This is a genomic window from Pseudomonas sp. ANT_J28, assembly GCF_008370005.1.
Classification (GTDB): domain Bacteria; phylum Pseudomonadota; class Gammaproteobacteria; order Pseudomonadales; family Pseudomonadaceae; genus Aquipseudomonas; species Aquipseudomonas frigoris.
On record NZ_VOBM01000004.1, the window covers coordinates 114,180 to 138,074 of the forward strand.

Consider the following 23,895-nt stretch of genomic DNA (forward strand, 5'->3'; position numbering starts at 1 on the left):
GGCGGCTCTTTCTTTTTGTGTCGGCGCAAACTTATATCACGCCGACCATGTTGGCGATACTTGCGCATCTAACCTTTCAGCTTCTTTACGACCCTGTCGCAAACGGCTTGGTAGATGTCGCAAATTTACAGCCTCGACGCAAGCGGACTGACAACTTTTAACGTTGTTTTCCAGGGCCTGAGCATCGGTAAAAAGAGTCCCTGGTGAAACGCTTGAATCTCCATTGGGCAACCCTGCCACTGTTTTTATTTGCCTTAAGGCTTCCACTTCCAGCGGACGCTTTAGAGGCGATGTGGGTGTGAATGCAACAAGCGTGCACAAATCAGAATCCTGCTGGTTTTTTTTCTGAAAGCCTGCCTGTCGCTGTAAAAACCTCATAAAACCGGGGTGTTCAAGCACGTTTTGTTTGGGCTTGACGCCATGGTTTGCATCGTGTTGCACCCTTATGGCCGACTGCATGACAACCAAAAACGTTACCGGTTCACCCCACCAGTGAGTAGATGGCGGATGCCTGACCGACTCAGCGTAGACGCACTGTGCGGTTTTGGTGCAAAAAATTTTAATCGCTGTACTGAATTCATACAGCGCGGCCGTTTGCCAAATGCGAACGCGTCGTTGTTTTTCAGTCACTTCGGCGTTTTTTGCGTGGTTATTGGTTCTGTAATGGTGCGCCCTGATCGAAAATGACTCATGTCGGGGCGCGCGACCAGTCGTTTGTAGTTTCTCGGGGCGGCTTTGACAATGGTTCGTCGTGAAGCCAGCCGCGTTCGCAGGTATGCTGCCGTCCTGTCGCTTGGTGCGCCGTCTCTCGGGATGGACGCTAAGCTGAAAAATGATGACCCGGCGGGAGTGCGCGCAGTGTTCGCTTTAGATCCACGACTTCAACAAGACACGTTACCGATCGGGGATTTCCCGCTCTGCCGGTTGCTGCTGTCCAACGATTCGAACTACCCCTGGTTCATTCTGGTGCCACGTCGCGAAGATATCAGTGAGATATTTCAGTTGGGTGTCGCAGATCAACAGCAGCTGTGGCAGGAAACAACCGCACTGGCGGAAATGCTCAAGGACTCGTTCGACGCGGACAAATTGAATGTCGCGGCCCTGGGTAACGTCGTCAGTCAGTTGCACATGCATGTGATTGTGCGCAAACGTGATGACGCCGCCTGGCCGGCTCCGGTCTGGGGTCAACACCCAGCCAAACCTTATGGCTCAGAGCAGATCGCGGCGATTCGCGAACGGTTGCGCTTGGTATTGACCGATGGTTTTACGTTTCTGGAGGGTTGAATCATGAGCCTGGAAGATCGTGTTACCGATCTGGAGAGTCAACTGGCGTTTCAGGATGACACCATCCAGGCATTGAGTGATGTGCTGGCGACGCAGCAGCGTGCAGTTGAGCGTCTGCAATTGCAAATGGCGGCATTGCTCAAGCGGCAAGAAGAAATGGCTGGCCAGTTCGAGACGTTTGAAGAAGAGGCGCCACCGCCGCATTACTAAGTTGCATGTATTAAAAAACCGCGAACAGCCAGGCTGTTCGCGGTTTTTTTTAGCCTTGAATCAGCGACGCGGCAGTGCGGCGATCACATCTTCGGCTTGCAGGCCCTTGTCACGATTCATGACGGAGAACTCCACGCGCTGGCCTTCGACCAGAACACGATGACCTTCGCCACGAATGGCCCGGAAATGCACGAAAATATCATCGCCGGAATCACGGGAAATAAAGCCGAAGCCTTTAGAGGTGTTGAACCACTTTACGGTACCGGTATCGCGGTTGCTCATGTCATAGCTTGGCGAGGCGGCGGCCGGTGAAGATTTGTAGAAGCTGATGGCCAGGTGCAGAAGAACGGCAATCAGGGCAGCGACCAGGCTGAACAGAACAGCAGGTTGACCGGCAATGACAGGCATCGGCGCGATCAGCGTCAGGGTTTGCAGGACGACGGCCAGAACCAGCAGGGCGCTGACCAGGTTTTGCAGTTGATGACGCGGGCCTTTGTTCCAGTAGGGGATAACAGGAGCGAGGGTGAGGTTGAGCAGGCCGAAAAAGGCCAGGTACAGAGCATCGGGTTGTTGCAGGTAAGGTACGGCTTCGGATCGCAGGCTAGGGATGAAGGACAACAGCAAGGCTGCTGCGCCCATTAGCAGGTGGACAATTTTCAACATTTTGAGTAACTCACGTTAAGACGGATCACAAGGAAGAGCTGATTGAGTGCGGTTCGCTTCAGAACAATAAGAGGCGGTGGACACGTACCCGGTACCAGCCTATGCGCGGCCCCCGGAAAATAGGCGGTAGCGACACACTGTCTATTTAACAGCAAAGCCTGCAGCTACTCAAATCAGGCAGTCCAGCGGTGCTCTTAGGGTCGATTTGTCGCAGGTGGCCGGAGAATCCCGGGCTGCCTGACCCCGCATATGCAAGCCCACGAGAAAACCGCTCGGATGCTACGCTCCCTGTCTTCTCGTAACTTTAAGTGCCTTCCTGTTGAGTGATATTGCGCCCAGTCGTGTAGGAAATTATCTGGGGTAGGACGGTCTCCATGATCGCCCTTCAGTTGTTGGCTTATCCTACGTTGATGGTCATAAAGTCATCTGGATATAACTTTGCGCCTGCGCTTTTATAGAGAAACAGCTTGTTGCTCTAATAAAAAAGCAAGGATGACAAAGGAGTGTCAACGATATGGTTTACGAAGACAGGCGAAGCGAGTGGAGGGGCGGTCCACTTAAGGATGTAAGGATCGACCCATTTGTCAGCGAATTTGATATGGGCCTGGCCCAGCCTTTATCCCGGTCAGTGCGGTTGAATGGCTTTGCAACCTGTTTGCGGCTTGAACAGGTCTATTGGGATATTTTGGGCGACATGGCCAAGGTCAACTGCTGTACGGTCAGTGCGCTGTTGTCGCATGTGGACCGCGAGGTGCATTTACGTCACGGCGGGGTCAAGAACTTCACCGGGCTGGTGCGGGTTGTGTGCGTCGTGCACAGCCTGAAGGAAGGCGGCTGCGTCGCCATGCCTTAGCCACAGGGGTGGAATGGGTAGAGTGTCGGTCTGTGCAGTCTTACGGCTGCACAGGCTGCATTTAATGGATATAATCCCGCTCTTTGCCGCAAAACCCAGCGTGTGCGGTAGCAATCTGATCGCCGAGATAACCCCCATGCCGATGTACGACTATCAATGTGCTTCCTGTGGTCATCAGTTGGAAGCCATTCAAAAGATCAGCGCAGCACCGCTGGTCGACTGCCCTGCCTGCCAGGCGCCAGAGCTTAAGAAGATGCTGTCCATGCCGGGCTTCCGCCTTAGCGGCACCGGCTGGTACGAAACCGATTTCAAGACCGGTTCCAAGAAGAATCTGGCCGGCGGCGACAAAGCTGACTAGGGTCTTGAGCCTGAGTTGAACGACACGTGCGAGCTCTTGCATCATCTGGCACCTTTCACAAGGGCGGGATATGAGCAAGGTCTCCAACCGAATTTCGAATTACGAGAAGCGAAACCACTACCATGATGCGCAGCCATTATTGCGGCCAACTGAACGAAAGCCTGGAAGGCCAGGAAATTACCCTTTGCGGATGGGTTCACCGTCGCCGTGACCACGGTGGGGTGATTTTCCTCGATATCCGTGATCGTGACGGTCTGGCCCAGGTGGTGTTCGACCCGGACCGCGCTGAATCCTTCGCCGCCGCCGATCGCGTGCGCAGCGAATACGTGGTCAAGATCACCGGCAAGGTTCGCCTGCGTCCGGCCGGTGCCACCAACACCAACATGGCGTCGGGCATGATCGAAGTGCTGGGCTACGAGCTTGAAGTGCTGAACGAATCGGAAACCCCGCCGTTCCCGCTCAACGAGTTCTCCGACGTCGGCGAAGAAACCCGCCTGCGTTATCGCTTCCTCGACCTGCGTCGCCCGGAAATGCTCGAGAAGCTGCGTCTGCGTTCGCGCATGACCACCAGCATCCGTCGCTTCCTCGACGAGAACGGCTTCCTCGATGTCGAAACGCCGATTCTGACCCGCGCCACGCCAGAAGGCGCTCGCGACTACCTGGTGCCGAGCCGTACTCACGCAGGTAGCTTCTTCGCCTTGCCGCAATCGCCACAGCTGTTCAAGCAGCTGCTGATGGTCGCCGGCTTCGACCGTTACTACCAGATCGCCAAGTGCTTCCGCGACGAAGACCTGCGCGCCGACCGTCAACCGGAATTCACCCAGATCGACATCGAGACCAGCTTCCTCGATGAAAAAGAGATCATGGGCATCACCGAACAAATGATCCGCAACCTGTTCAAGGAAGTGCTGGACCTGGAGTTCGGCGACTTCCCGCACATGACCTTCGAAGAGGCCATGCGTCGTTACGGCTCCGACAAGCCGGACCTGCGTAACCCGCTGGAACTGGTTGACGTTGCCGATCAACTGAAAGAAGTCGACTTCAAGGTGTTCAGCGGCCCTGCCAACGACCCGAAATGCCGCGTTGCCGCCTTGCGCGTTCCAGGCGCGGCGAGCATGCCGCGCAAGCAGATCGACGACTACACCAAGTTCGTCGGCATCTACGGTGCCAAGGGCCTGGCGTACATCAAGGTCAACGAGCGCGCCAAAGGCGTCGAAGGCCTGCAATCGCCGATCGTCAAGAACATCCCTGAAGCCAACCTCAATGTGATCCTTGATCGCGTTGGCGCGGTTGACGGCGACATCGTGTTCTTCGGTGCCGACAAAGCCAAGATCGTCAGCGAAGCCCTGGGCGCGCTGCGAATCAAGGTCGGTAACGATCTGAACCTGCTGACGTGCGAGTGGGCACCGATGTGGGTTGTCGACTTCCCGATGTTCGAAGAGAACGACGACGGTAGCTTCACTGCCTTGCACCACCCGTTCACCGCGCCGAAGTGCACCCCGGAAGAACTGGAAGCCAACCCGGCGACCGCTCTGTCCCGTGCCTACGACATGGTACTGAACGGCACCGAGCTGGGTGGCGGTTCGATCCGTATCCACCGCAAGGAAATGCAGCAGTCGGTGTTCCGTCTGCTGGGTATCAGTGAAGCGGAACAGGAAGAGAAATTCGGCTTCCTGCTCGACGCCCTGAAATACGGCGCGCCGCCGCACGGTGGTCTGGCCTTCGGTCTGGACCGTCTGGTGATGCTGATGACCGGCGCCCAGTCGATCCGTGAAGTGATCGCCTTCCCGAAAACCCAGAGTGCTGCTTGCGTCATGACTCAGGCCCCGGGTGTGGTAGATGCCAAGGCATTGCGCGAACTGCACATTCGTCTGCGCGAAACGCCGAAAGCTGAGTAAGGCTGACCAGAAGGGCGCATCTTCGGATGCGCCCTTTCTTTATAGATTGATCGAGATTTTTATTTGCTGGCTGGCGCGTCATGGCGTAGCGGGCAATGTTTCAAAGAGAATTCGGAGCGAGATATGGCGGGTCATTCCAAGTGGGCGAACATCAAGCACCGCAAAGAACGTCAGGATGCCAAGAAGGGCAAGATTTTCACCAAGTGGATTCGTGAACTGACCGTTGCTGCCCGTCAGGGCGGTAGTGATCCGGGTTCCAACCCGCGTTTGCGTCTGGCGCTGGACAAGGCCCTCGGTGCGAACATGAGCCGGGACATTATCGACCGTGCGGTTGCCCGCGGCGCCGGTGCTGCCGACACCGACGACATGGTCGAGCTGACCTACGAAGGCTATGGCCCGGGGGGCGTGGCGGTGATGGTCGAGTGCATGACCGACAACCGCAACCGCACCGCCGCCGCTGTTCGCCACGCGTTCAGCAAGTGCGGCGGCAACCTCGGTACGGACGGTTCGGTGGCCTATCTGTTCGAGCGCAAGGGGCAGATTTCCTTCGCGCCGGGCGTCGATGAAGATGCGCTGATGGAAGCGGCGATGGAGGCCGATGCCGATGACGTGGTGACCCACGAAGACGGCTCCATCGACGTATTCACCTCGTTCGCCGGTTTCTATTCCGTGCGTAACGCGCTGGAAGCGGCCGGTTTCAAAGGCGATGACGCGGAAATCGTGATGTTGCCGACCACCAGTGCCGAACTGGACCTGGAAGGCGCCGAGAAGGTTCTCAAGCTGATCGACATGCTTGAAGACCTGGATGACGTGCAGAACGTTTACTCCAACGCGGACATTCCAGAGGCAGTCGCCGCACAGCTCGGTTAAGGGCGACTAAGATTCAATGTGGGAGCGAGCCTGCTCGCGAATGCGGATTTTCAGGCAACATTGTTGCTGAATATGAAACCGCTTTCGCGAGCAGGCTCGCTCCCACAGTTGTTTCGCTGTAATGAATATCGTGCTTTTACTTAACCCGCAGGCGTTATGACTTTAATTCTTGGTATCGACCCCGGTTCGCGCATTACCGGTTATGGCGTAGTGCGCGATACCGGGCGTGGTTGCGTGTACGTGGCGTCGGGCTGCATTCGCACAGGTTCCGGCGAGCTGCATGAACGCCTGCAAATCGTCTATCGCGGCGTGCGCGAAGTCATTCAGACCTACGGCCCGGTGACCATGGGCATCGAAAAGGTCTTCATGGCGCGCAACGCCGATTCTGCGCTGAAACTTGGCCAGGCCCGCGGCGCAGCCATCGTTGCCGGGGCGGAAGAAAGCCTGGAAATCGCTGAATACACCGCGACCCAGGTCAAGCAGGCGGTGACCGGGACCGGCGCGGCGAATAAAGAGCAGGTGCAAATGATGGTCATGCAGATGCTGAAACTGACCAGCAAACCGCAAATCGATGCCTCGGACGCCTTGGCCATCGCCATTTGCCATGCTCACACCCGTTCCAGCCTGTTGCCCCATGGCCTGGGCACGGCACGCAGTCGTGGCGGACGCCTGCGTCTCTGATAGCATCAGCAATCATTTTTTATGGAGCGAGGGTTTTGCGCCTGTGTCGTCGGCGCAAAACCCTTGCTCTGTCAGTCGCCAGCTGCTGAGCTGGCCAACGCTCAAGGATCTGAAACGTGATTGGACGCTTGCGCGGCACACTGGCTGAGAAACAGCCGCCGCACCTGATTCTGGATGTAAACGGTCTGGGGTATGAGCTGGAAGTGCCCATGACCACGCTTTATCGCTTGCCGTTGGTCGGTGAGCCGCTGACCTTGCACACCCATTTGGTCGTACGCGAAGACGCGCAGTTACTCTACGGCTTCTTCGGCAAGCGCGAGCGAGACTTTTTTCGCGAGTTGATCCGTCTCAATGGTGTAGGTCCGAAATTGGCCCTGGCTCTGATGTCGAGCCTGGAAGTCGATGAGCTGGTCCGCTGCGTGCAGTCCCAGGACACCTCGGCGTTGACCAAGGTGCCGGGCGTGGGCAAGAAGACTGCCGAGCGTTTGCTGGTGGAACTCAAGGATCGCTTCAAGGCGTGGGAGACTGTACCGGCGATGTTCACCCTGGTGCCAAACCAGCCGGGTGGGCCAGATGCGGCTCCGGTCGCTACCGCCGAAAATGACGCGGTTAGCGCGCTGATTTCCCTGGGCTACAAGCCGCAGGAAGCCAGCAAGGCGATTTCCTCGATCAAGGAGAAAGGTTTGAGCAGTGAAGACATGATTCGTCGTGCCCTGAAGGGAATGATCTAAGTGATTGAAGCTGATCGTCTGATTACCGCTACGCCTGGCCCTCGTGACCGCGAGGAAGTCCAGGACCGGGCGATTCGTCCCGTCAGCCTGGCGGAATACATCGGCCAGCCGACCGTTCGCGAGCAAATGGAATTGTTCATCCAGGCTGCCCGCGGGCGCAATGAATCCCTGGACCACACGCTGATTTTCGGCCCGCCGGGTCTGGGTAAAACTACCTTGGCCAACATCATCGCCCAGGAAATGGGTGTGTCGATCAAGAGCACCTCGGGCCCCGTGCTTGAACGCCCGGGTGATCTGGCTGCGCTGCTGACCAATCTTGAGCCACACGACGTGCTGTTCATCGACGAAATCCATCGGCTGTCGCCGATTGTCGAAGAAGTGCTGTACCCGGCCATGGAAGATTTCCAGCTCGACATCATGATCGGCGAAGGGCCGGCCGCGCGCTCGATCAAGCTTGATCTGCCACCGTTCACTCTGGTCGGTGCGACGACCCGTGCCGGCATGCTGACGAATCCGCTGCGCGACCGTTTCGGCATCGTCCAGCGCCTGGAGTTCTACAACATCGCGGATCTGGCAACGATTGTCAGTCGTTCGGCGAATATCCTCGGCTTGCCCCTGGACCCGGAAGGCGCCTTCGAAATCGCTCGCCGTGCCCGTGGTACGCCACGGATCGCCAACCGCTTGCTGCGCCGGGTTCGGGATTTCGCCGAAGTTCGCGCCAAGGGCCACATCACCAAACCAGTCGCCGACCTGGCCTTGAACCTGCTGGATGTCGACGAGCGTGGTTTCGATCACCAGGATCGACGTCTGTTGTTGACCATGATCGAGAAGTTCGACGGTGGGCCGGTCGGGGTCGATAGCCTCGCTGCAGCCATCAGTGAAGAGCGCCACACTATTGAAGACGTGCTGGAGCCGTACCTGATCCAGCAGGGCTACATCATGCGTACGCCGCGGGGGCGAGTGGTGACTCGGCATGCGTATCTGCACTTCGGTTTAAACATCCCGTCACGATTGGGCGAGATGCCAGTGGTAGACGAGTTCCTCGATGCCGTGGACGATTAATAACCTTTGCGCGCTGATTTATTCGGGGTTTGTGCGGTCCTAGGACCGTATTTTCGCCAGAAAGCCGTGAATCAATGAAAAACAGTTGCCTGGCCGGATTGGCAACCTGAGGAGTAAGCACTAGAGTATGCGCGCGCAAAACGGGCTTGAGCCTTTCGCACTTCGTTGTCGCGTTTATTACGAGGACACCGATGCGGGCGGCATCGTGTATTACGTTAATTACCTCAAGTTTATGGAACGGGCTCGAACCGAGCGGCTCCGGGAGCTGGGCTTTGCCCAATCCCAGCTTGCAGGTGAGGACCTGTTGTTCGTCGTGCATTCCAGCGAAGCGCGTTACCACGCGCCGGCGCGACTGGATGACGAGCTGCTGGTAAGCGCTGAAGTAATCGAATTGAACCGTGTCAGCCTGCGCTTCAAACAGCAGGTCAGGCGAGCCACGGATAATGCGCTGCTCTGCGAAGGGCAGTTTTTGGTGGCCTGTGTGCGCACTAACAGTTTGAAACCCCGGGCCATTCCCGAAGCTCTACGTGCGGCCTTTGCCGACGTGAGCGGCGCGGGTACACACTCAAAGCAGGAGATAAAGCGTGGAAGCTAACGTCGTCGACCATTCCTCCATGTGGAGCCTGGTCAGCAATGCCAGTATCGTGGTGCAACTGGTAATGCTGATCCTGGTAGCCGCATCGGTGACCTCATGGATCATGATCTTTCAGCGCAGCAATCTGCTGCGCGCCGGTCGACGTGCCCTGGAGAGCTTTGAAGAGCGCTTCTGGTCGGGTATCGACCTGTCCAAACTCTACCGCCAGGCCGGCAGTAATCCTGATCCGGATTCGGGCGTAGAGCAGATCTTCCGTGCAGGTTTCAAGGAATTCTCCCGTCTGCGCCAGCAGCCAGGTGTTGACCCGGAAGCGGTCATGGAAGGCGTGGCCCGTGCCATGCGCGTCGCCATTTCCCGCGAAGAAGAAAAGCTCGAGCAGAGCCTGCCGTTCCTCGCGACCGTAGGTTCCGTCAGCCCGTACATTGGTCTGTTCGGTACCGTCTGGGGGATCATGAACTCCTTCCGTGGTCTGGCAACTGCGCAGCAAGCGACCCTGGCCACTGTGGCTCCAGGTATCGCCGAGGCACTGATTGCAACCGCGATCGGTCTGTTCGCCGCCATCCCGGCCGTTATCGCTTACAACCGTTTTGCTGCTCGCAGCGAAACCCTGCTGAGCCGTTACTACACCTTCGCCGACGAATTCCAGGCGATCCTGCACCGTAAAGTGCACACCAGCGAAGAATAAGCAGGTAATTTCCAATGGCTTTAATCGCTCGAGCTCGCAAAAAGCGCAAGCCGGTTGCCGAGATGAACGTGGTGCCTTACATCGACGTGATGCTGGTACTGCTGGTCATCTTCATGGTGACCGCTCCGATGCTCAATCAGGGCGTGAAAGTTGATCTGCCCAAGGTTTCCAGCGAAGCCTTGCCGCAGGACAACAACACCCAGGTCCTGACCATTTCGATCAAGGCTGACAAGACCTACTACTGGAACCTTGGCAGCGAAGTCGACACTGAAAAGCAACAGGACAAGGCCATGACCTTGCCGCAGATGACTGACGCGGTGACCAAAATCATTCGCGCCGGCACTGAAGGTGGCAAGCGGACTCAGGTGTTCATCCGCGGCGACAAGACCGTCGATTACGGTTCCGTCATGGGCGCCATGGGCGGGTTGCAGAAAGCCGGGGTCGGTAATGTTGGCTTGATTACCGAGGCACCCTGATGCAGCAAATGCGAGAGCCGTCCGCCTCGGAAAGCTACTTCTGGCCTAGTGTCTGGGCGCTTGTCTTGCACGTGCTGGTTTTTGGCATGCTGTTCGTCAGTTTCGCCTTCACACCGGAACTGCCGCCGGCCAAGCCGATTGTCCAGGCGACCCTGTACCAACTGAAATCGAAAAGTCAGGCGACCACCCAGACCAATCAGAAGATTGCGGGTGAGGCGAAGAAATCCGCCGCGCGCCAGACCGAAGTCGAACAGATGGAACAGAAGAAGATCGAGCAGGAAGCGATCAAAGCCGCGGAACAAAAGAAGGAAGATGCGGCTCAAAAAGCCGAGGAATCCAAGAAGGCCGACGAGACGAAGAAAGCGGAAGAGGCAAAAAAGGCTGATGAAGCCAAGAAAGCCGATGAAGCGAAGAAGACCGCCGAAGCCAAAAAGGTCGAAGAGAAACAATTGGCTGATATAGCCAAGAAGAAGTCTGAAGAAGAAGCCAAGAAAGCAGCTGAAGAAGAGGCCAAGAAAGCGGCCGCTGAAGAAGCGAAGAAAAAGATCGTCGAAGACGCGAAGAAGAAAGCCGCGGAAGACGCCAAGAAGAAATCTGAAGCTGAAGACGCGAAGAAGAAAGTCGCCGAAGACGCGAAGAAGAAAGCTGCTGCCGATGCTGCGAAGAAAAAATCGCAGGAAGCGGCACGTAAATCCGTCGATGAGAAAAAGGCTCAGGCCCTGGCAGATCTGCTTTCCGACACGCCGCAGCGTCAGCAGGCCTTGGCGGATGAACAGGGTGATGAAGTCGCGGGTAACTTCGACGATCTGATTCGCTCGCGCGCTTCTGAAGGTTGGGCGCAGCCACCGTCGGCCCGCAAGGGCATGAAAGTGATCCTGCAAATCAACATGCTGCCTGACGGAACAATCTCCGGCGTATCGGTTGCCAAATCCAGCGGTGATGTACCGTTCGACAGTTCAGCGGTAGCGGCGGTAAAAAATATTGGTCGATTGACCGAAATGCAGGGTCTGAAGTCAGCTGATTTCGCACCCTATCGTTCATTCAAGATGACATTCACACCTGAGGATCTAGCCTTGTGAGAAACCTTCTTCGAGGACTGCTTGTAGTCATGTTCTGCTTTGCAGGACTGGCCACCGCAGATGAAAAAAATATCCTGGTCAGCAGTGGTAGCTCCCAGGCCACCCCGATCGCAGTCGTTCCGTTTGGCAACCAGGGCGGCAGCGTGCTGCCGGACGACATGGCCGAAATCATCGGTAACGACCTGCGCAACTCGGGTTACTACTCGCCGATTCCTAAACAGAACATGATCAGCCAGCCAAGCCAGGCCAGCGAAATCATCTTCCGTGACTTCAAGGCGCTGGGCGCCCAGTACGTCATGGTCGGCAGCATTGCTCCTGCGGGCGGTCGCCTGCAGGTCCAATACGCACTGTTCAACGTCGCCACCGAGCAGCAAGTGCTGACCGGCAGCGTGTCGGGTAGCGTCGATCAACTGCGCGACATGTCGCACTACATCGCGGACCAGTCGTTCGAAAAACTTACCGGTATCAAAGGTGCGTTCTCGACTCGTCTGCTGTACGTGACGGCCGAGCGTTTCTCTGAGAAGAACACTCGCTACACGCTGCAACGTTCGGACTATGACGGTGCCCGTGCTGTGACTCTGCTGCAATCGCGCGAGCCGATCCTGTCGCCGCGTTTCGCACCGGATGGCAAGCGCATCGCTTATGTGTCGTTCGAGCAGAAGCGTCCGCGTATCTTCATGCAGAACATCGACACCGGTCGCCGTGAGCAGATCACCAACTTCGAAGGCCTGAATGGCGCGCCAGCATGGTCGCCTGATGGCAATCGTCTGGCATTCGTACTGTCGAAAGATGGCAACCCGGACATCTACGTGATGAACCTGGGTTCGCGTCAGATCACGCGTGTCACTAACGGTCCTGGCATCAATACCGAACCGTTCTGGGGTAAAGATGGTTCGACCATCTACTTCACCTCGGACCGTGGCGGCAAGCCGCAGATCTACAAAACCAGCGCAGGCGGTGGCGGTGCGGAACGTGTGACCTTTATCGGTAACTACAACGCCAACCCTAAACTTTCGGCTGATGAAAAGACCCTGGTGATGATCCATCGTCAGGAAGGTTTCACTAATTTCAAGGTGGCGGCCCAGGATTTGCAGCGCGGAAGCGTAAAAATCCTCACTGATAGCACTCTGGACGAGTCGCCTACTGTTGCGCCCAACGGCACCATGGTAATCTACGCCACCCGCCAGCAGGGCCGGGGAGTCTTGATGCTCGTGTCCATTAATGGACGCGTAAGGCTCCCGCTTCCTACCGCACAAGGCGAAGTCAGAGAACCTTCCTGGTCCCCTTACCTGAACTGACGCGGCGCTACACGTTGTACTTAACACACTGGGGTTCATTAGGAGTTTCACGATGGAAATGCTGAAGTTTGGTAAATTTGCTGCGCTGGCTCTGGCCATGGCTGTAGCTGTAGGTTGCTCGTCCAAAGGCGGCGACAATGCCGGTGAAGGCGCTGTAGATCCAAACGCTGGTTACGGCGCAAACACTGGTGCAGTTGACGGCTCCCTGAGCGAAGAAGCTGCTCTGCGCGCAATCACCACTTTCTACTTCGAATACGACAGCTCGGACCTGAAACCAGAAGCCATGCGCGCTCTGGACGTTCACGCCAAAGACCTGAAAGCAAACGGCGCTCGCGTTGTTCTGGAAGGCAACACCGACGAACGTGGTACTCGTGAGTACAACATGGCACTGGGCGAGCGTCGTGCGAAAGCCGTTCAGCGTTACCTGGTACTGCAAGGTGTTTCCCCAGCTCAGCTGGAACTGGTTTCCTACGGCGAAGAGCGTCCAGTTGCTACCGGCAACGACGAGCAGTCCTGGGCTCAAAACCGTCGCGTCGAACTGCGTAAGTAATTCGTCATGCGAACGTGCCGTCGTGCTGTAACTGTTTTGGCTCTCAGCCTCGCACCGCTTGCGGTGTGGGCTGCGGTTCCTGTGGTCGATAACGACTCCGGCTATAACAATAGCGGGACTAGTAATCCGCCTGCGGGTTACGGTACGAACGGCGCCTATGCCGGGGGAGGGGTTTCGGCCCCTGTCTCGGCACAGGGCGAGCTGTTCAACCAACTGCAATCGATGCAGGAGCAGATCTCGCGCCAACAAGGCATCATCGAAGTTCTGCAAAATGATGTAGCGCGCATGAAGCAAGAGAACCTGGAGCGATATCAGGATCTTGATCGGCGCATAGGAACCGGCGTTGCACCAGCCGCGACTCCTGATAATTCTACCGCCGGTGGCAGTTTGAATGCCCCCGGTGCAGCAGCGGGCGCAGCCGCAGGAGCGGCAGCCGCTCAAGCACCTGCCGCGGGTAGCGAGCCGGCTGATCCGGCGAAGGAAAAACTGTATTACGATGCAGCCTTCGACCTGATCAAAGCCAAGGATTTCGACAAGGCCAGCCAGGCGTTTGCCGCATTCCTGCGCAAGTACCCTAACAGTCAGTACGCGGGTAATGCCCAGTACTGGTTGGGCGAAGTGAACCTGGCCAAAGGCGATCTGCAAGGTGCAGGTCAGGCTTTTGCCAAGGTTTCACAGCTGTACCCCAAGCATCCAAAAGTGCCTGATTCGCTGTACAAGCTGGCTGATGTAGAGCGCCGCCTTGGTCATCCCGACAAGGTCAAAGGCATTCTGCAACAGGTAGTGTCCCAATATCCGGGCACCTCCGCTGCTCAGCTGGCTCAGCGTGATCTGCAAAAAATGTAAGGGCAGCTTGACCCGCTTTGAAGAAACCCGCGCTTGTCGCGGGTTTTTTCGTTAGAATTCACGCCCTTTTTATGAAACACGCTTTTTGGGATCTGCGCGGTGGCGGGGTTCCTTGAAGTGCCTGACGGAGGCGGACAGCCTGTTTAGCTGTTATGCCCGTGGCGACTATGCAAGACACATTGAGAATCACCGAAGTTTTCTACTCGTTGCAGGGTGAAACGCGGACTGCCGGGCTGCCCACTGTTTTTGTGCGTCTGACCGGTTGCCCATTGCGTTGCCAATACTGCGACAGCGCTTATGCATTCACTGGCGGCACCCTTCGCACGCTCGACGACATCCTGGAGCAAGTGGCCGGTTTTCGTCCGCGTTACGTCTGTGTCACCGGCGGCGAGCCGCTGGCACAACCCAACGCCATCCCATTGCTCAAGCAGTTGTGTGACGCCGGTTACGAGGTCTCGCTGGAAACCAGCGGTGCCTTGGATATCTCGGCGGTCGATCCACGGGTCAGTCGCGTCGTCGACCTGAAAACCCCGGGCTCGAAAGAAGTCCACCGCAACCGCTACGAGAACATCGAACTGCTTACGCGCAACGATCAGGTGAAGTTTGTCATCTGCTCGCGGGAAGACTACGACTGGGCCGTGTCCAAGCTGATTCAGTACGGTCTGGATCAACGTGCCGGCGAAGTCCTGTTTTCGCCCAGTCACCATGACCTGAACGCTCGGGACCTGGCTGACTGGGTGGTGGCGGACAACCTGCCAGTGCGTCTGCAATTACAGTTGCATAAATATCTTTGGAATGACGAGCCGGGGCGCTGAAATGACTGAACAACTGAACACTGTCGAAAAACGTGCAGTCATCCTGCTGTCCGGCGGCCTCGACTCCGCGACCGTTGTGGCTATGGCCCGTGCTGAAGGCTATAGCTGCTACACCATGAGCTTTGATTATGGTCAGCGGTCTCATGCCGAACTGCACGCCGCCAAACGTGTCGCCCGAGACTTGGGTGTTATCGAACACAAAGTGATCGGTCTGAACTTGAACGGTATTGGCGGTTCGGCACTGACCGACAGCAGCATCGACGTGCCGGAAGTGCCGGGTGAAGGTATTCCGGTAACTTACGTGCCGGCGCGCAACACGGTGTTCCTGTCGCTGGCTCTGGGCTGGGCTGAAGTGCTGGGCGCGCGTGACATCTTTATTGGTGTGAACGCCGTGGATTACTCCGGATACCCAGACTGCCGTCCCGAATTTATCGAGTCCTTCGAGCGCATGGCCAATCTGGCGACCAAGGCCGGCGTAGAAGGGCAGGGCTTCCGTATTCAGGCGCCACTGCAGAACCTGAGCAAGGCGCAGATCGTCCAGGCAGGCGTGAAACTGGGTGTTGATTACGGGCTGACTGTTTCCTGCTATCAGGCTGACGATAATGGCCGCGCATGCGGCAAATGCGACAGCTGCCGCCTGCGCGCAGAAGGCTTTGCGGCAGCCGGAATCAGCGACCCAACACCTTATTTTTGATTTATTTCAAATTAGGTGTTGAATAGTCCTTAAAAATCAGTATTATACGCGCCACCACACAGCGGGTCGTTAGCTCAGTTGGTAGAGCAGTTGGCTTTTAACCAATTGGTCGTAGGTTCGAATCCCACACGACCCACCATTTTTGTAGAAGTTTTAAAAGTCTGGAAGGCCCACGCAAGTGAGGATTTCCGGATTTTTTTTTGCCCGCGATTTGAGCTCGCCCATTGCGGGGCTGCACCGCGTGACGCAGGTCAGAATCATCTTTTGCATCCACGGGATATTCTGTAGCCTTGCACAGCTTCAATGTTGTCCGTGCCTGATGATACTCACTCTCCCGGCGGTACCCTGAAAGGTCCGGAGCCGGGTGTATACTCGACTTTCGCGCGAAAGCGCCTGCAGGTCTTGCGAACATGACGCAGATTTCCGAACGCCTTCTGGTTCAAGCCCACCTCGACGCCAAGCAGCCCAAGCCGCTGACTGCCGAGGAGGAGGCCTATTACCGTGCCGCCATCGCTGCCGAGCTCAAGGCTAAGGATGCGGTGCTGGTTGCTCACTTCTATTGCGATCCGGTTATTCAGGCCCTGGCCGAAGAAACCGGCGGTTGTGTCTCCGACTCGCTGGAGATGGCCCGCTTCGGTAGCGCTCACCCGGCCAAGACCGTGGTGGTCGCCGGTGTGAAGTTCATGGGCGAGACTGCCAAAATCCTCAACCCTGAAAAACGCATCCTGATGCCAACCCTGGAAGCGACTTGCTCGCTGGATCTGGGTTGCCCGGTGGACGAGTTCTCGGCGTTCTGCGATCAGCACCCGGAGCGTACCGTGGTGGTGTATGCCAACACGTCGGCGGCGGTCAAAGCCCGGGCAGATTGGGTGGTGACTTCAAGCTGCGCGCTGGAGATCGTCGAAAGCCTGATGGATAACGGCGAAACCATCATCTGGGGCCCGGACAAACACCTGGGCACCTACATCCAGCGCCAGACCGGTGCGGACATGCTGCTGTGGGACGGTGCCTGCATCGTTCACGAAGAGTTCAAGTCCAAGCAGCTCGAAGACATGAAGGCGCTGTACCCGGACGCAGCGATTCTGGTGCACCCGGAGTCGCCGACGTCGGTGATCGAGTTGGCGGATGCCGTCGGCTCCACCAGTCAGTTGATTGCGGCAGCGCAGAGCCTGCCGAACAAGACCTTCATCGTCGCCACTGATCGCGGCATCTTCTACAAGATGCAGCAGCTGTGCCCGGACAAGGTCTTCATCGAAGCGCCAACGGCTGGTAACGGCGCGGCATGCCGTAGTTGCGCACATTGCCCGTGGATGGCGATGAACACCCTTGAGCGCCTGCTGAAGAGCTTGAAGGAGGGGGCGAATGAGATCTTTGTCGATCCAGCGCTGATTCCGCAAGCGATTCGGCCGCTCAAGCGCATGCTCGACTTCACACAGGCAGCGCGGATGAAGTTAGCCGGAAACGCCTGATTCGCCGTCAGTGAGCCAAAAGAAAACGCCCCGATTTGATCGGGGCGTTTTTGCATCTGCTGGATTACTTGGTTTTCTTTGGAATCCGCACGAGCTGGGTATTGGAGTAGATGTCATGCCAGCTACGTTTCTGTTTGTCGAATAGCGACCAGAAGAAACCCAGCCCGATGCACAGCAAGGATGCTATCGACACCACAAAGCGCAGCAACGCCTGCCAAAGGCTGATGGATGAACCGTCGGCGTTTTGCACGCGTATGCACCAGACCTGCATGCCCAGGGTCTGACCGGACCAGGTCCAGAATTTGGCGAAGAAGCCGAACAGCACAAACAGCAGCACCGTTGAGAGCAATGGATCGCCGTCCAGCGCGCCGGCTTCGGTCAGGGTGCGCATTTTGTCTTCGCCGATGATCGCCATCTGGATCATCTTGTAAATCCCGCTGGTGACGATCAGCAGGGCGGTACACAACAAGAAGTCGTAGAACATCGCTGCCAGGCGACGACCCAGGGTGACGGCAGGAAAGTCGCCCTGGGGTTTTAGAAGATGTTTCGACATGGCAGCCTCTGGACGGAAAAAAGAAGCCATTTTACGGATTTACGCGCACAAAAAAGCCCCTGATGTCAGCATCAGGGGCTTTTTCGTAACAGAAGATCAGGCTTCTGCTTGTACTTCGTCAGCCTGCATGCCTTTCTGGCCTTGCACAGCAACGAAAGTCACTTTCTGGCCTTCTTTCAGGCTCTTGAAGCCGTTGCCCTGAATAGCGCGGAAATGCACGAACAGATCCGGACCGCTTTCTGGAGTGATAAAACCAAAACCTTTCTCGTCGTTAAACCACTTGACGGTACCGCTCTGACGTTGGGACATTTCTTATTTCCTTTAACGCAAAAATTAATGACAGCCTCCTTCTTGTGAAAGAGTACTGGGGCTGGTTGCAGGAGAGTAAGAAGACGCCGAACGGGATGTAGCTAACTTGTAGGCTACTGCCCAGGTCACGATTCCAAGCGACCCATGCAAACACAGTGAACAAACTCTACGCCAACTACGGGAGAAAAAACAAGCCCTGTGGAGGGCCCGGATTTGCTCGCGTCGGGGCGTTTATGCAGCAACTAGTGTTGGCTTATGCAATCGCCGTGTTCAATTGTTTTCGATCGTTATAAGCAACGTTCATAAACGAAGCTTACAGGAGTGATGCACTGTTTTATGGCGGTTGCGTTACACATTAGTGCGCTGTTAACGCAACCGCGTTACTTATGGAAACAGTCAATCAGCCGCGGTAGTAGCGTTGTGGAACAAATGGCATTTTGCTTACAAGCAAAGGCACCTTTTTCCCACGAACAATCGCCCATACCGGCGTATCGAGAGCGATATAAGCACTGTCGACGTAACCCATCGCCAAAGGGCCGCCCAAGGTCGGACCGAAGCCACCGCTGCAAACAGCACCAATGATGTCGCCTGCTTCATTGACGATCTCTGCGCCTTCGCGCACCGGCGTGCGTTCCTGAGGCAACAGGCCAACGCGCTTGCGGCTGACCCCGGCTTGTTGCTGTCCGAACACGGTTTCAGCGCCAGGGAAGCCGCCGGCACGTGCGCCATCAGCGCGACGAGGCTTGGAGATGGCCCACAGCAGGCTGGCTTCGATCGGGGTGGTCTCGGTGTTCATGTCGTGGCCGTAGAGGCACAGGCCGGCTTCCAGGCGCAGGGAGTCGCGAGCGCCAAGGCCGATGGCCGCTACTTCAGGTTCGGCCAGCAGGGCGCGAGCCAGGGCTTCGGCGTTGGCGGCCGGTACGGAGATTTCGTAACCGTCTTCACCGGTATAGCCCGAACGGCTGACAAAGCAGTCCACGCCCAGCAGTTTCACGCGGGCGAATTGCATGAAGGTCATCTTCGCCACTTCAGGTGCCAGGCGTGCGAGCACGGTGACAGCGGTCGGACCTTGCAGCGCCAGCAGCGCGCGTTCTTCAAACAGCGGCTCGATAGTGCACTGGTCGCCGATGTGTTTGCGCAGATGCGCCAGGTCCTGGTCCTTGCAGGCGGCGTTGACCACCAGGAACAGTTCGTCGTTACCCAGGTTGGCGACCATCAAGTCGTCGAGGATGCCCCCCGTTTCGTTGGTGAACATCGCGTAACGCTGCGTGCCCACAGGCAGGTCGATGATGTCCACCGGCACCAGGCTTTCCAGCGCCTTGGCGGCATTGGCGCCGGTCAGACGGATCTGGCCCATGTGCGAGACATCGAACAGCCCGGCCTGATCACGGGTGTGCTGGTGTTCTTTCATCACACCGAGCGGGTATTGCACCGGCATGTCGTAGCCAGCAAACGGCACCATGCGGGCGCCAAGTTCGATGTGCAGTGCGTGCAGCGGGGTTTTCGACAGGTGTTCGGTGGACATATTCAGCTCCTGAAAAAGTGTGCAGATGCGCGTAAGCATCAGCACTCGATAATGTTGACCGCCAAACCGCCACGGGCGGTTTCCTTGTATTTGCTTTTCATGTCGGCGCCGGTCTGGCGCATGGTGCGGATGACCTTGTCGAGTGAGACGAAGTGCTGACCGTCGCCGCGCAGGGCCATGCGCACCGCATTGATTGCCTTGACCGACCCCATGGCGTTGCGCTCGATGCAAGGCACTTGCACCAGCCCGCCAATCGGGTCGCAGGTGAGGCCGAGGTTGTGTTCCATGCCGATTTCGGCGGCGTTTTCCACTTGCTGTACGGTGCCGCCAAGCACTTCGCACAGGGCGCCGGCGGCCATGGAGCACGCCACGCCAACCTCACCCTGACAGCCAACTTCGGCGCCGGAGATCGAGGCGTTTTCTTTATAGAGAATGCCGATCGCGGCCGCGGTCAGCAGAAAACGCACGACGCCGTCTTCGTTGGCCCCGGGGATGAAGCGCATGTAGTAATGCAAAACAGCGGGGACGATCCCTGCCGCACCGTTAGTGGGAGCCGTCACCACGCGCCCGCCGTTGGCGTTTTCTTCGTTGACCGCCAGTGCGTAGAGGTTGACCCAGTCCAGCACCGACAGCGGATCGCGCAGTGAAGACTCCGGGTTCTTGCACAGTTGCCGATGCAGCGCGGCCGCACGGCGCTTGACCTTCAAACCCCCGGGCAGGATGCCTTCGTTGCGGCAGCCGGCAGCGACGCAGTCCTGCATGACTTGCCAGATTTTCAACAGGCCGGCGCGGGTTTCCGCTTCCGGGCGCCAGGCGCTTTCGTTGGTCAGCATCACCTGGCTGATGGACAAGCCGTAGGTGGCACAGTGACCGAGCAGGTCCTTGGCGCTTTTGAACGGGAAGGTCAGTGGCGTGGCGTCTTCGACGATACGGTCGGCGCCGGCGGCGTCTTCATCGACCACAAAACCACCGCCGACCGAGTAGTACTCGCGGCTGCGGATTTGTATGCCCGCCGCATCGAAGGCGCGAAAGATCATGCCGTTGGGGTGATAGGCCAACGGTTTGCGGATCATCGCCAAATGTTCTTTCTCATTGAACGCAATGCTGTGTTCGCCGAGCAGGTTCAAGCGACCGTTGCCACGAATCTCTTGCAGACGGGCGGCGACGGTTTCGGTGTTCACGGTGTCCGGGTGTTCGCCTTCCAGACCCAGCAACACGGCCTTGTCGCTGCCGTGGCCTTTACCGGTGGCGCCGAGTGATCCGTAGAGCTCGACTTTGACGCAGGTGGTCGCGGCCAGCAGCCCTTCACGGCGCAAACCTTCGGCGAAACGTGCCGCAGCACGCATCGGGCCGACGGTGTGGGAACTGGAGGGGCCGATGCCAATCTTGAACAGGTCGAACACGCTTAAAGACATGGTTGTTCTCCGGTTTCTTGTTATAGGGACCGGCACAGATCCTTGTGGGAGCGGGCTTGCTCGCTCCCACAGGGTTTTGTGGTGTCCTTGTGGGGGCGAGTAAACCCGCCCCTTATTCGTTTAAGCGTAGCTTTCGATCGAAGGGCAGGCGCAGATCAGGTTGCGATCGCCAAACACGTTGTCGACGCGACCGACCGGTGGCCAGTACTTGCCTTCGATCAGCGACGCGACCGGATACACCGCTTGCTCACGGCTGTACGGATGCGTCCACTCGCCGACGATTTCCGCCGCGGTGTGCGGCGCGTTTTTCAGTGGGTTGTCGTCCTTGTCCAGGGTGCCGTTTTCCACCGCGCGGATTTCTTCGCGGATGCGGATCATGGCTTCGCAGAAGCGGTCCAGTTCTTCTTTGGATTCGCTTTCGGTCGGCTCGATCATCAGCGTGCCGGCGACTGGGAATGACATGGTCGGGGCGTGGAAGCCGAAATCGATCAGGCGCTTGGCGACGTCATCGACGCTGATGCCGCTGCTGTCTTTCAGCGGACGCAGATCGAGGATGCATTCGTGCGCCACCAGACCGTTGCTGCCGGTGTAGAGCACCGGGTAGTGCTCTTCGAGGCGACGGGAAATGTAGTTGGCATTGAGGATCGCCAGTTGCGAAGCACGCTTGAGACCCGCGCCACCCATCATCCGAATGTACATCCAGGTGATCGGCAAAATGCTCGCGCTGCCGAACGGTGCGGCGCAGACCGCGCCTTCCTTGCGCTCCATGGTGCCGTGCCCCGGCAGGAACGGGGTCAGGTGCGACTTGACGCCAATCGGGCCGACGCCGGGGCCGCCACCGCCGTGGGGGATGCAGAAGGTTTTGTGCAGGTTCAGGTGCGACACGTCGCCGCCGAACTTGCCCGGGGCGCAGAGGCCGACCATGGCGTTCATGTTGGCGCCGTCGATGTACACCTGGCCGCCATTGTCGTGAATGATGCCGCAGATTTCGCGGATGCCTTCTTCGAACACGCCGTGGGTCGACGGGTAGGTGATCATCAGCGCCGCGAGGTGTTCGCGGTGCTCGATGGCCTTGGCGCGCAGGTCTTCGATGTCGACGTTGCCGCGGGCATCGCAGGCAGTGACGACCACGCGCATGCCGGCCATATTGGCGGTCGCCGGGTTGGTGCCGTGGGCGGACGAGGGGATCAGGCAGATGTCACGACGGTCTTCGCCACGGCTCTGGTGATAGGCACGAATCGCCAGCAGGCCGGCGTATTCACCCTGGGAACCGGCGTTCGGTTGCAGCGAGATCGCGTCGTAACCGGTGGCGGCGCAGAGCATCGCTTCCAGTTCGTCGGTCAGTTGCTGATAGCCGGCGCTTTGCGCGGCCGGGGCGAACGGGTGCAGGGCGCCGAACTCGGCCCAGGTCACCGGGATCATTTCGCTGGCGGCGTTGAGTTTCATGGTGCACGAACCCAGCGGGATCATGGTGCGATCCAGCGCCAGGTCCTTGTCGGCGAGCTTGCGCAGGTAGCGCATCAGCTCGGTTTCCGAGTGGTAGCGGTTGAACACCGGGTGGCTGAGGATTGGCGACTGGCGCAGCAGGGTGGCCGGGATCGTGCTTTGGACGGTGGCAGCCAATGCCGCGAAGTCCGGCAGTGTTTGGCCGTCGGCCAACAGCGCCCACAGGGTTTCCACGTCAGCTTGCGAGGTGGTTTCGTCGAGGGACAGGCCCAGACGCTCGCCATCGACCACGCGCAGGTTGATCTGCTTAGCACGTGCTTTTTCGTGCAACGCGGCAGTTTGGGCGCCGGTCTTGATCGTCAGCGTGTCGAAGAAGTTTTCTTGCTCAACCGTCAGACCGATTGCGCTCAAGCCTTTAGCCAGAATCGCGGTCAGGTGATGCACGCGATTGGCGATCTGCGTCAGGCCTTTCGGGCCGTGGTACACGGCGTACATGCTGGCGATGTTGGCCAGCAGCACTTGCGCGGTGCAGATGTTGCTGGTGGCCTTCTCGCGACGGATGTGTTGCTCGCGGGTCTGCATGGCCAGGCGCAGGGCCGGCTTGCCGAAACGGTCGACCGAGACGCCGACCAGACGGCCGGGCATGTCGCGCTTGAACGCATCCTTGGTGGAGAAGTAGGCCGCGTGCGGACCGCCGAAGCCCAGCGGCACGCCGAAGCGTTGCGCGCTGCCGATGGCCACGTCGGCGCCGAACTCGCCCGGCGGGGTCAGCACGGTCAGGGCCAGCAGGTCGGCGGCGACCGCCACCAGCGCATTCGCCGCGTGGAAGCGTTCGGTCAGCTCGCGGTAGTCGAACACGTCCCCGTTGCTCGCCGGGTATTGCAACAAGGCGCCGAAAAATGGCGTCACGTCGGTCAGTTCGAGTTCGTCGCCAACGACTACGTCGATGCCCAGCGGCTCGGCCCGGGTGCGCAGCACGTCGAGGGTTTGCGGGTGGCAATGCACGGAAGCGAAGAAGGCGTGGCTGCCCTTGTTCTTGCTCAGGCGTTTGCAGAAGGTCATGGCTTCGGCGGCGGCGGTGGCTTCGTCGAGCAAGGACGCGTTGGCGATCGGCAGGCCGCTGAGGTCGCTGATCAGGGTCTGGAAGTTCAGCAGCGCTTCGAGACGGCCCTGGGAAATTTCTGGCTGGTACGGGGTGTACGCGGTGTACCAGGCCGGGTTTTCCAGCAGGTTGCGCAGGATTGGCGACGGCGTGTGCGTGCCGTAGTAGCCCTGACCGATGTAGGTCTTGAACAGCTGGTTTTTGCCGGCGATGGACTTGATCAAGGCCAGGGCATCGGCTTCGCTCAGGCCGTCTTCGAGGCCGAGGACGCTGGTGCCCTTGATGCTGTCGGGGATGACGCTGGCGCTCAGGGCTTCCAGCGAGTCGAAGCCGAGGCTGTTGAGCATGGCTTGCTCGTCGCCGGAGCGCGGGCCGATGTGGCGGGCGATGAATTCGTTGGCGGTCGTAAGGTTTACTTGAGTCATGTC

At 58.1% G+C, this 23,895-nt stretch carries 26 protein-coding genes and 1 tRNA gene; 20 read left to right on the forward strand and 7 right to left on the reverse strand.

The features are described from left to right. Positions 1–36: 36 nt before the first annotated feature. Positions 37–630, reverse strand: a complete 594-nt coding sequence (locus FQ187_RS29905; RefSeq protein WP_178122668.1) for a hypothetical protein — start codon at positions 628–630, stop codon at positions 37–39. A gap of 228 nt (positions 631–858) precedes the next feature. Here FQ187_RS29905 and FQ187_RS03685 point away from each other — a divergent pair, with 228 nt between their 5' ends. Together FQ187_RS03685 and FQ187_RS03690 are read left to right on the forward strand one after the other, a co-directional pair. Continuing rightward, positions 859–1,284 carry an HIT domain-containing protein gene (locus FQ187_RS03685; protein ID WP_149628517.1) on the forward strand — a complete coding sequence of 142 codons (426 nt, stop codon included), beginning with the start codon at positions 859–861 and terminating at the stop codon, positions 1,282–1,284. A 3-nt stretch (positions 1,285–1,287) separates the two neighbouring features. Beyond that, on the forward strand, positions 1,288–1,494 hold the full coding sequence (locus FQ187_RS03690; protein ID WP_056741397.1) for a SlyX family protein: 207 nt from the start codon (positions 1,288–1,290) through the stop codon (positions 1,492–1,494). Between the two features lie 60 nt (positions 1,495–1,554). Here FQ187_RS03690 and FQ187_RS30700 read toward each other — a convergent pair whose 3' ends face one another. Next, positions 1,555–2,157, reverse strand: coding sequence for a cold-shock protein (locus FQ187_RS30700; RefSeq protein WP_111451443.1), 603 nt, complete (start codon positions 2,155–2,157; stop codon positions 1,555–1,557). 514 nt (positions 2,158–2,671) lie between these two features. On the opposite strand from FQ187_RS30700, the gene FQ187_RS03700 reads away from it, so the two are divergent. From FQ187_RS03700 to nadA, 18 genes are all read left to right on the forward strand, one after another. Next, entirely contained in the window at positions 2,672–3,010 is a 339-nt protein-coding gene (locus FQ187_RS03700) for a ribbon-helix-helix domain-containing protein (RefSeq protein ID WP_149628445.1), read from the forward strand. A 136-nt stretch (positions 3,011–3,146) separates the two neighbouring features. Next, positions 3,147–3,368, forward strand: a complete 222-nt coding sequence (locus FQ187_RS03705; RefSeq protein WP_010457489.1) for an FmdB family zinc ribbon protein — start codon at positions 3,147–3,149, stop codon at positions 3,366–3,368. 122 nt (positions 3,369–3,490) lie between these two features. Continuing rightward, a complete protein-coding gene (aspS, locus tag FQ187_RS03710; RefSeq protein WP_149628446.1) occupies positions 3,491–5,266 on the forward strand; it encodes an aspartate--tRNA ligase in 1,776 nt (591 codons plus the stop codon). A gap of 123 nt (positions 5,267–5,389) precedes the next feature. Continuing rightward, the gene (locus tag FQ187_RS03715) at positions 5,390–6,136 is read left to right on the forward strand and encodes a YebC/PmpR family DNA-binding transcriptional regulator (RefSeq protein WP_149628447.1); all 747 of its coding nucleotides are present in this window, start codon (positions 5,390–5,392) and stop codon (positions 6,134–6,136) included. A gap of 156 nt (positions 6,137–6,292) precedes the next feature. Next, the gene (gene ruvC / locus FQ187_RS03720; protein ID WP_149628448.1) at positions 6,293–6,817 is read left to right on the forward strand and encodes a crossover junction endodeoxyribonuclease RuvC; all 525 of its coding nucleotides are present in this window, start codon (positions 6,293–6,295) and stop codon (positions 6,815–6,817) included. 116 nt (positions 6,818–6,933) lie between these two features. Beyond that, the gene (ruvA, locus tag FQ187_RS03725; RefSeq protein WP_149628449.1) at positions 6,934–7,548 is read left to right on the forward strand and encodes a Holliday junction branch migration protein RuvA; all 615 of its coding nucleotides are present in this window, start codon (positions 6,934–6,936) and stop codon (positions 7,546–7,548) included. Further along, entirely contained in the window at positions 7,549–8,610 is a 1,062-nt protein-coding gene (ruvB, locus tag FQ187_RS03730) for a Holliday junction branch migration DNA helicase RuvB (RefSeq protein ID WP_134417557.1), read from the forward strand. A gap of 127 nt (positions 8,611–8,737) precedes the next feature. Next, positions 8,738–9,205 (forward strand): tol-pal system-associated acyl-CoA thioesterase, encoded by a 468-nt coding sequence (gene ybgC / locus FQ187_RS03735; protein WP_008147372.1) that lies wholly within the window; start codon positions 8,738–8,740, stop codon positions 9,203–9,205. Then, positions 9,195–9,890 carry a protein TolQ gene (gene tolQ / locus FQ187_RS03740; RefSeq protein ID WP_046049659.1) on the forward strand — a complete coding sequence of 232 codons (696 nt, stop codon included), beginning with the start codon at positions 9,195–9,197 and terminating at the stop codon, positions 9,888–9,890. Before ybgC ends, tolQ begins: the two co-directional genes overlap by 11 nt. A gap of 23 nt (positions 9,891–9,913) precedes the next feature. After that, positions 9,914–10,366 (forward strand): protein TolR, encoded by a 453-nt coding sequence (gene tolR / locus FQ187_RS03745; RefSeq protein ID WP_161807482.1) that lies wholly within the window; start codon positions 9,914–9,916, stop codon positions 10,364–10,366. Beyond that, positions 10,366–11,445 carry a cell envelope integrity protein TolA gene (gene tolA, locus FQ187_RS03750; RefSeq protein ID WP_149628450.1) on the forward strand — a complete coding sequence of 360 codons (1,080 nt, stop codon included), beginning with the start codon at positions 10,366–10,368 and terminating at the stop codon, positions 11,443–11,445. The genes tolR and tolA overlap by 1 nt, the downstream gene beginning before the upstream one ends. Before the next feature lie 29 nt (positions 11,446–11,474). Continuing rightward, positions 11,475–12,743: a Tol-Pal system beta propeller repeat protein TolB gene (gene tolB, locus FQ187_RS03755; protein WP_218580699.1), complete on the forward strand. Its 1,269-nt coding sequence runs from the start codon at positions 11,475–11,477 to the stop codon at positions 12,741–12,743. Positions 12,744–12,795: 52 nt separating this feature from the next. Beyond that, the gene (gene pal, locus FQ187_RS03760; protein ID WP_003178634.1) at positions 12,796–13,293 is read left to right on the forward strand and encodes a peptidoglycan-associated lipoprotein Pal; all 498 of its coding nucleotides are present in this window, start codon (positions 12,796–12,798) and stop codon (positions 13,291–13,293) included. Between the two features lie 6 nt (positions 13,294–13,299). Beyond that, entirely contained in the window at positions 13,300–14,139 is an 840-nt protein-coding gene (ybgF, locus tag FQ187_RS03765; RefSeq protein ID WP_149628452.1) for a tol-pal system protein YbgF, read from the forward strand. Between the two features lie 167 nt (positions 14,140–14,306). Then, positions 14,307–14,954, forward strand: a complete 648-nt coding sequence (gene queE / locus FQ187_RS03770; RefSeq protein WP_149628453.1) for a 7-carboxy-7-deazaguanine synthase QueE — start codon at positions 14,307–14,309, stop codon at positions 14,952–14,954. A gap of 1 nt (position 14,955) precedes the next feature. After that, on the forward strand, positions 14,956–15,648 hold the full coding sequence (queC, locus tag FQ187_RS03775) for a 7-cyano-7-deazaguanine synthase QueC (RefSeq protein ID WP_149628454.1): 693 nt from the start codon (positions 14,956–14,958) through the stop codon (positions 15,646–15,648). Between the two features lie 63 nt (positions 15,649–15,711). After that, positions 15,712–15,787 (forward strand) — tRNA-Lys (locus FQ187_RS03780). Between the two features lie 271 nt (positions 15,788–16,058). Further along, on the forward strand, positions 16,059–17,117 hold the full coding sequence (gene nadA / locus FQ187_RS03785; RefSeq protein ID WP_149628455.1) for a quinolinate synthase NadA: 1,059 nt from the start codon (positions 16,059–16,061) through the stop codon (positions 17,115–17,117). A gap of 64 nt (positions 17,118–17,181) precedes the next feature. Here the strand turns inward: nadA and FQ187_RS03790 are convergent, their stop codons facing one another. The 5 genes from FQ187_RS03790 to gcvP all read right to left on the reverse strand — a co-directional run bounded on the left by FQ187_RS03790 (position 17,182) and on the right by gcvP (position 23,892). Beyond that, positions 17,182–17,670, reverse strand: coding sequence for an RDD family protein (locus tag FQ187_RS03790; RefSeq protein ID WP_149628456.1), 489 nt, complete (start codon positions 17,668–17,670; stop codon positions 17,182–17,184). Positions 17,671–17,766: 96 nt separating this feature from the next. Continuing rightward, positions 17,767–17,979: a cold-shock protein gene (locus FQ187_RS03795; RefSeq protein ID WP_003175786.1), complete on the reverse strand. Its 213-nt coding sequence runs from the start codon at positions 17,977–17,979 to the stop codon at positions 17,767–17,769. 400 nt (positions 17,980–18,379) lie between these two features. Next, positions 18,380–19,504: a glycine cleavage system aminomethyltransferase GcvT gene (gene gcvT, locus FQ187_RS03800; protein WP_149628457.1), complete on the reverse strand. Its 1,125-nt coding sequence runs from the start codon at positions 19,502–19,504 to the stop codon at positions 18,380–18,382. 38 nt (positions 19,505–19,542) lie between these two features. Then, a complete protein-coding gene (locus tag FQ187_RS03805; RefSeq protein WP_149628458.1) occupies positions 19,543–20,919 on the reverse strand; it encodes an L-serine ammonia-lyase in 1,377 nt (458 codons plus the stop codon). 120 nt (positions 20,920–21,039) lie between these two features. Then, complete coding sequence (gcvP, locus tag FQ187_RS03810; RefSeq protein ID WP_149628459.1) at positions 21,040–23,892, reverse strand: aminomethyl-transferring glycine dehydrogenase; 2,853 nt, start codon at positions 23,890–23,892, stop codon at positions 21,040–21,042. Positions 23,893–23,895 lie beyond the last annotated feature (3 nt).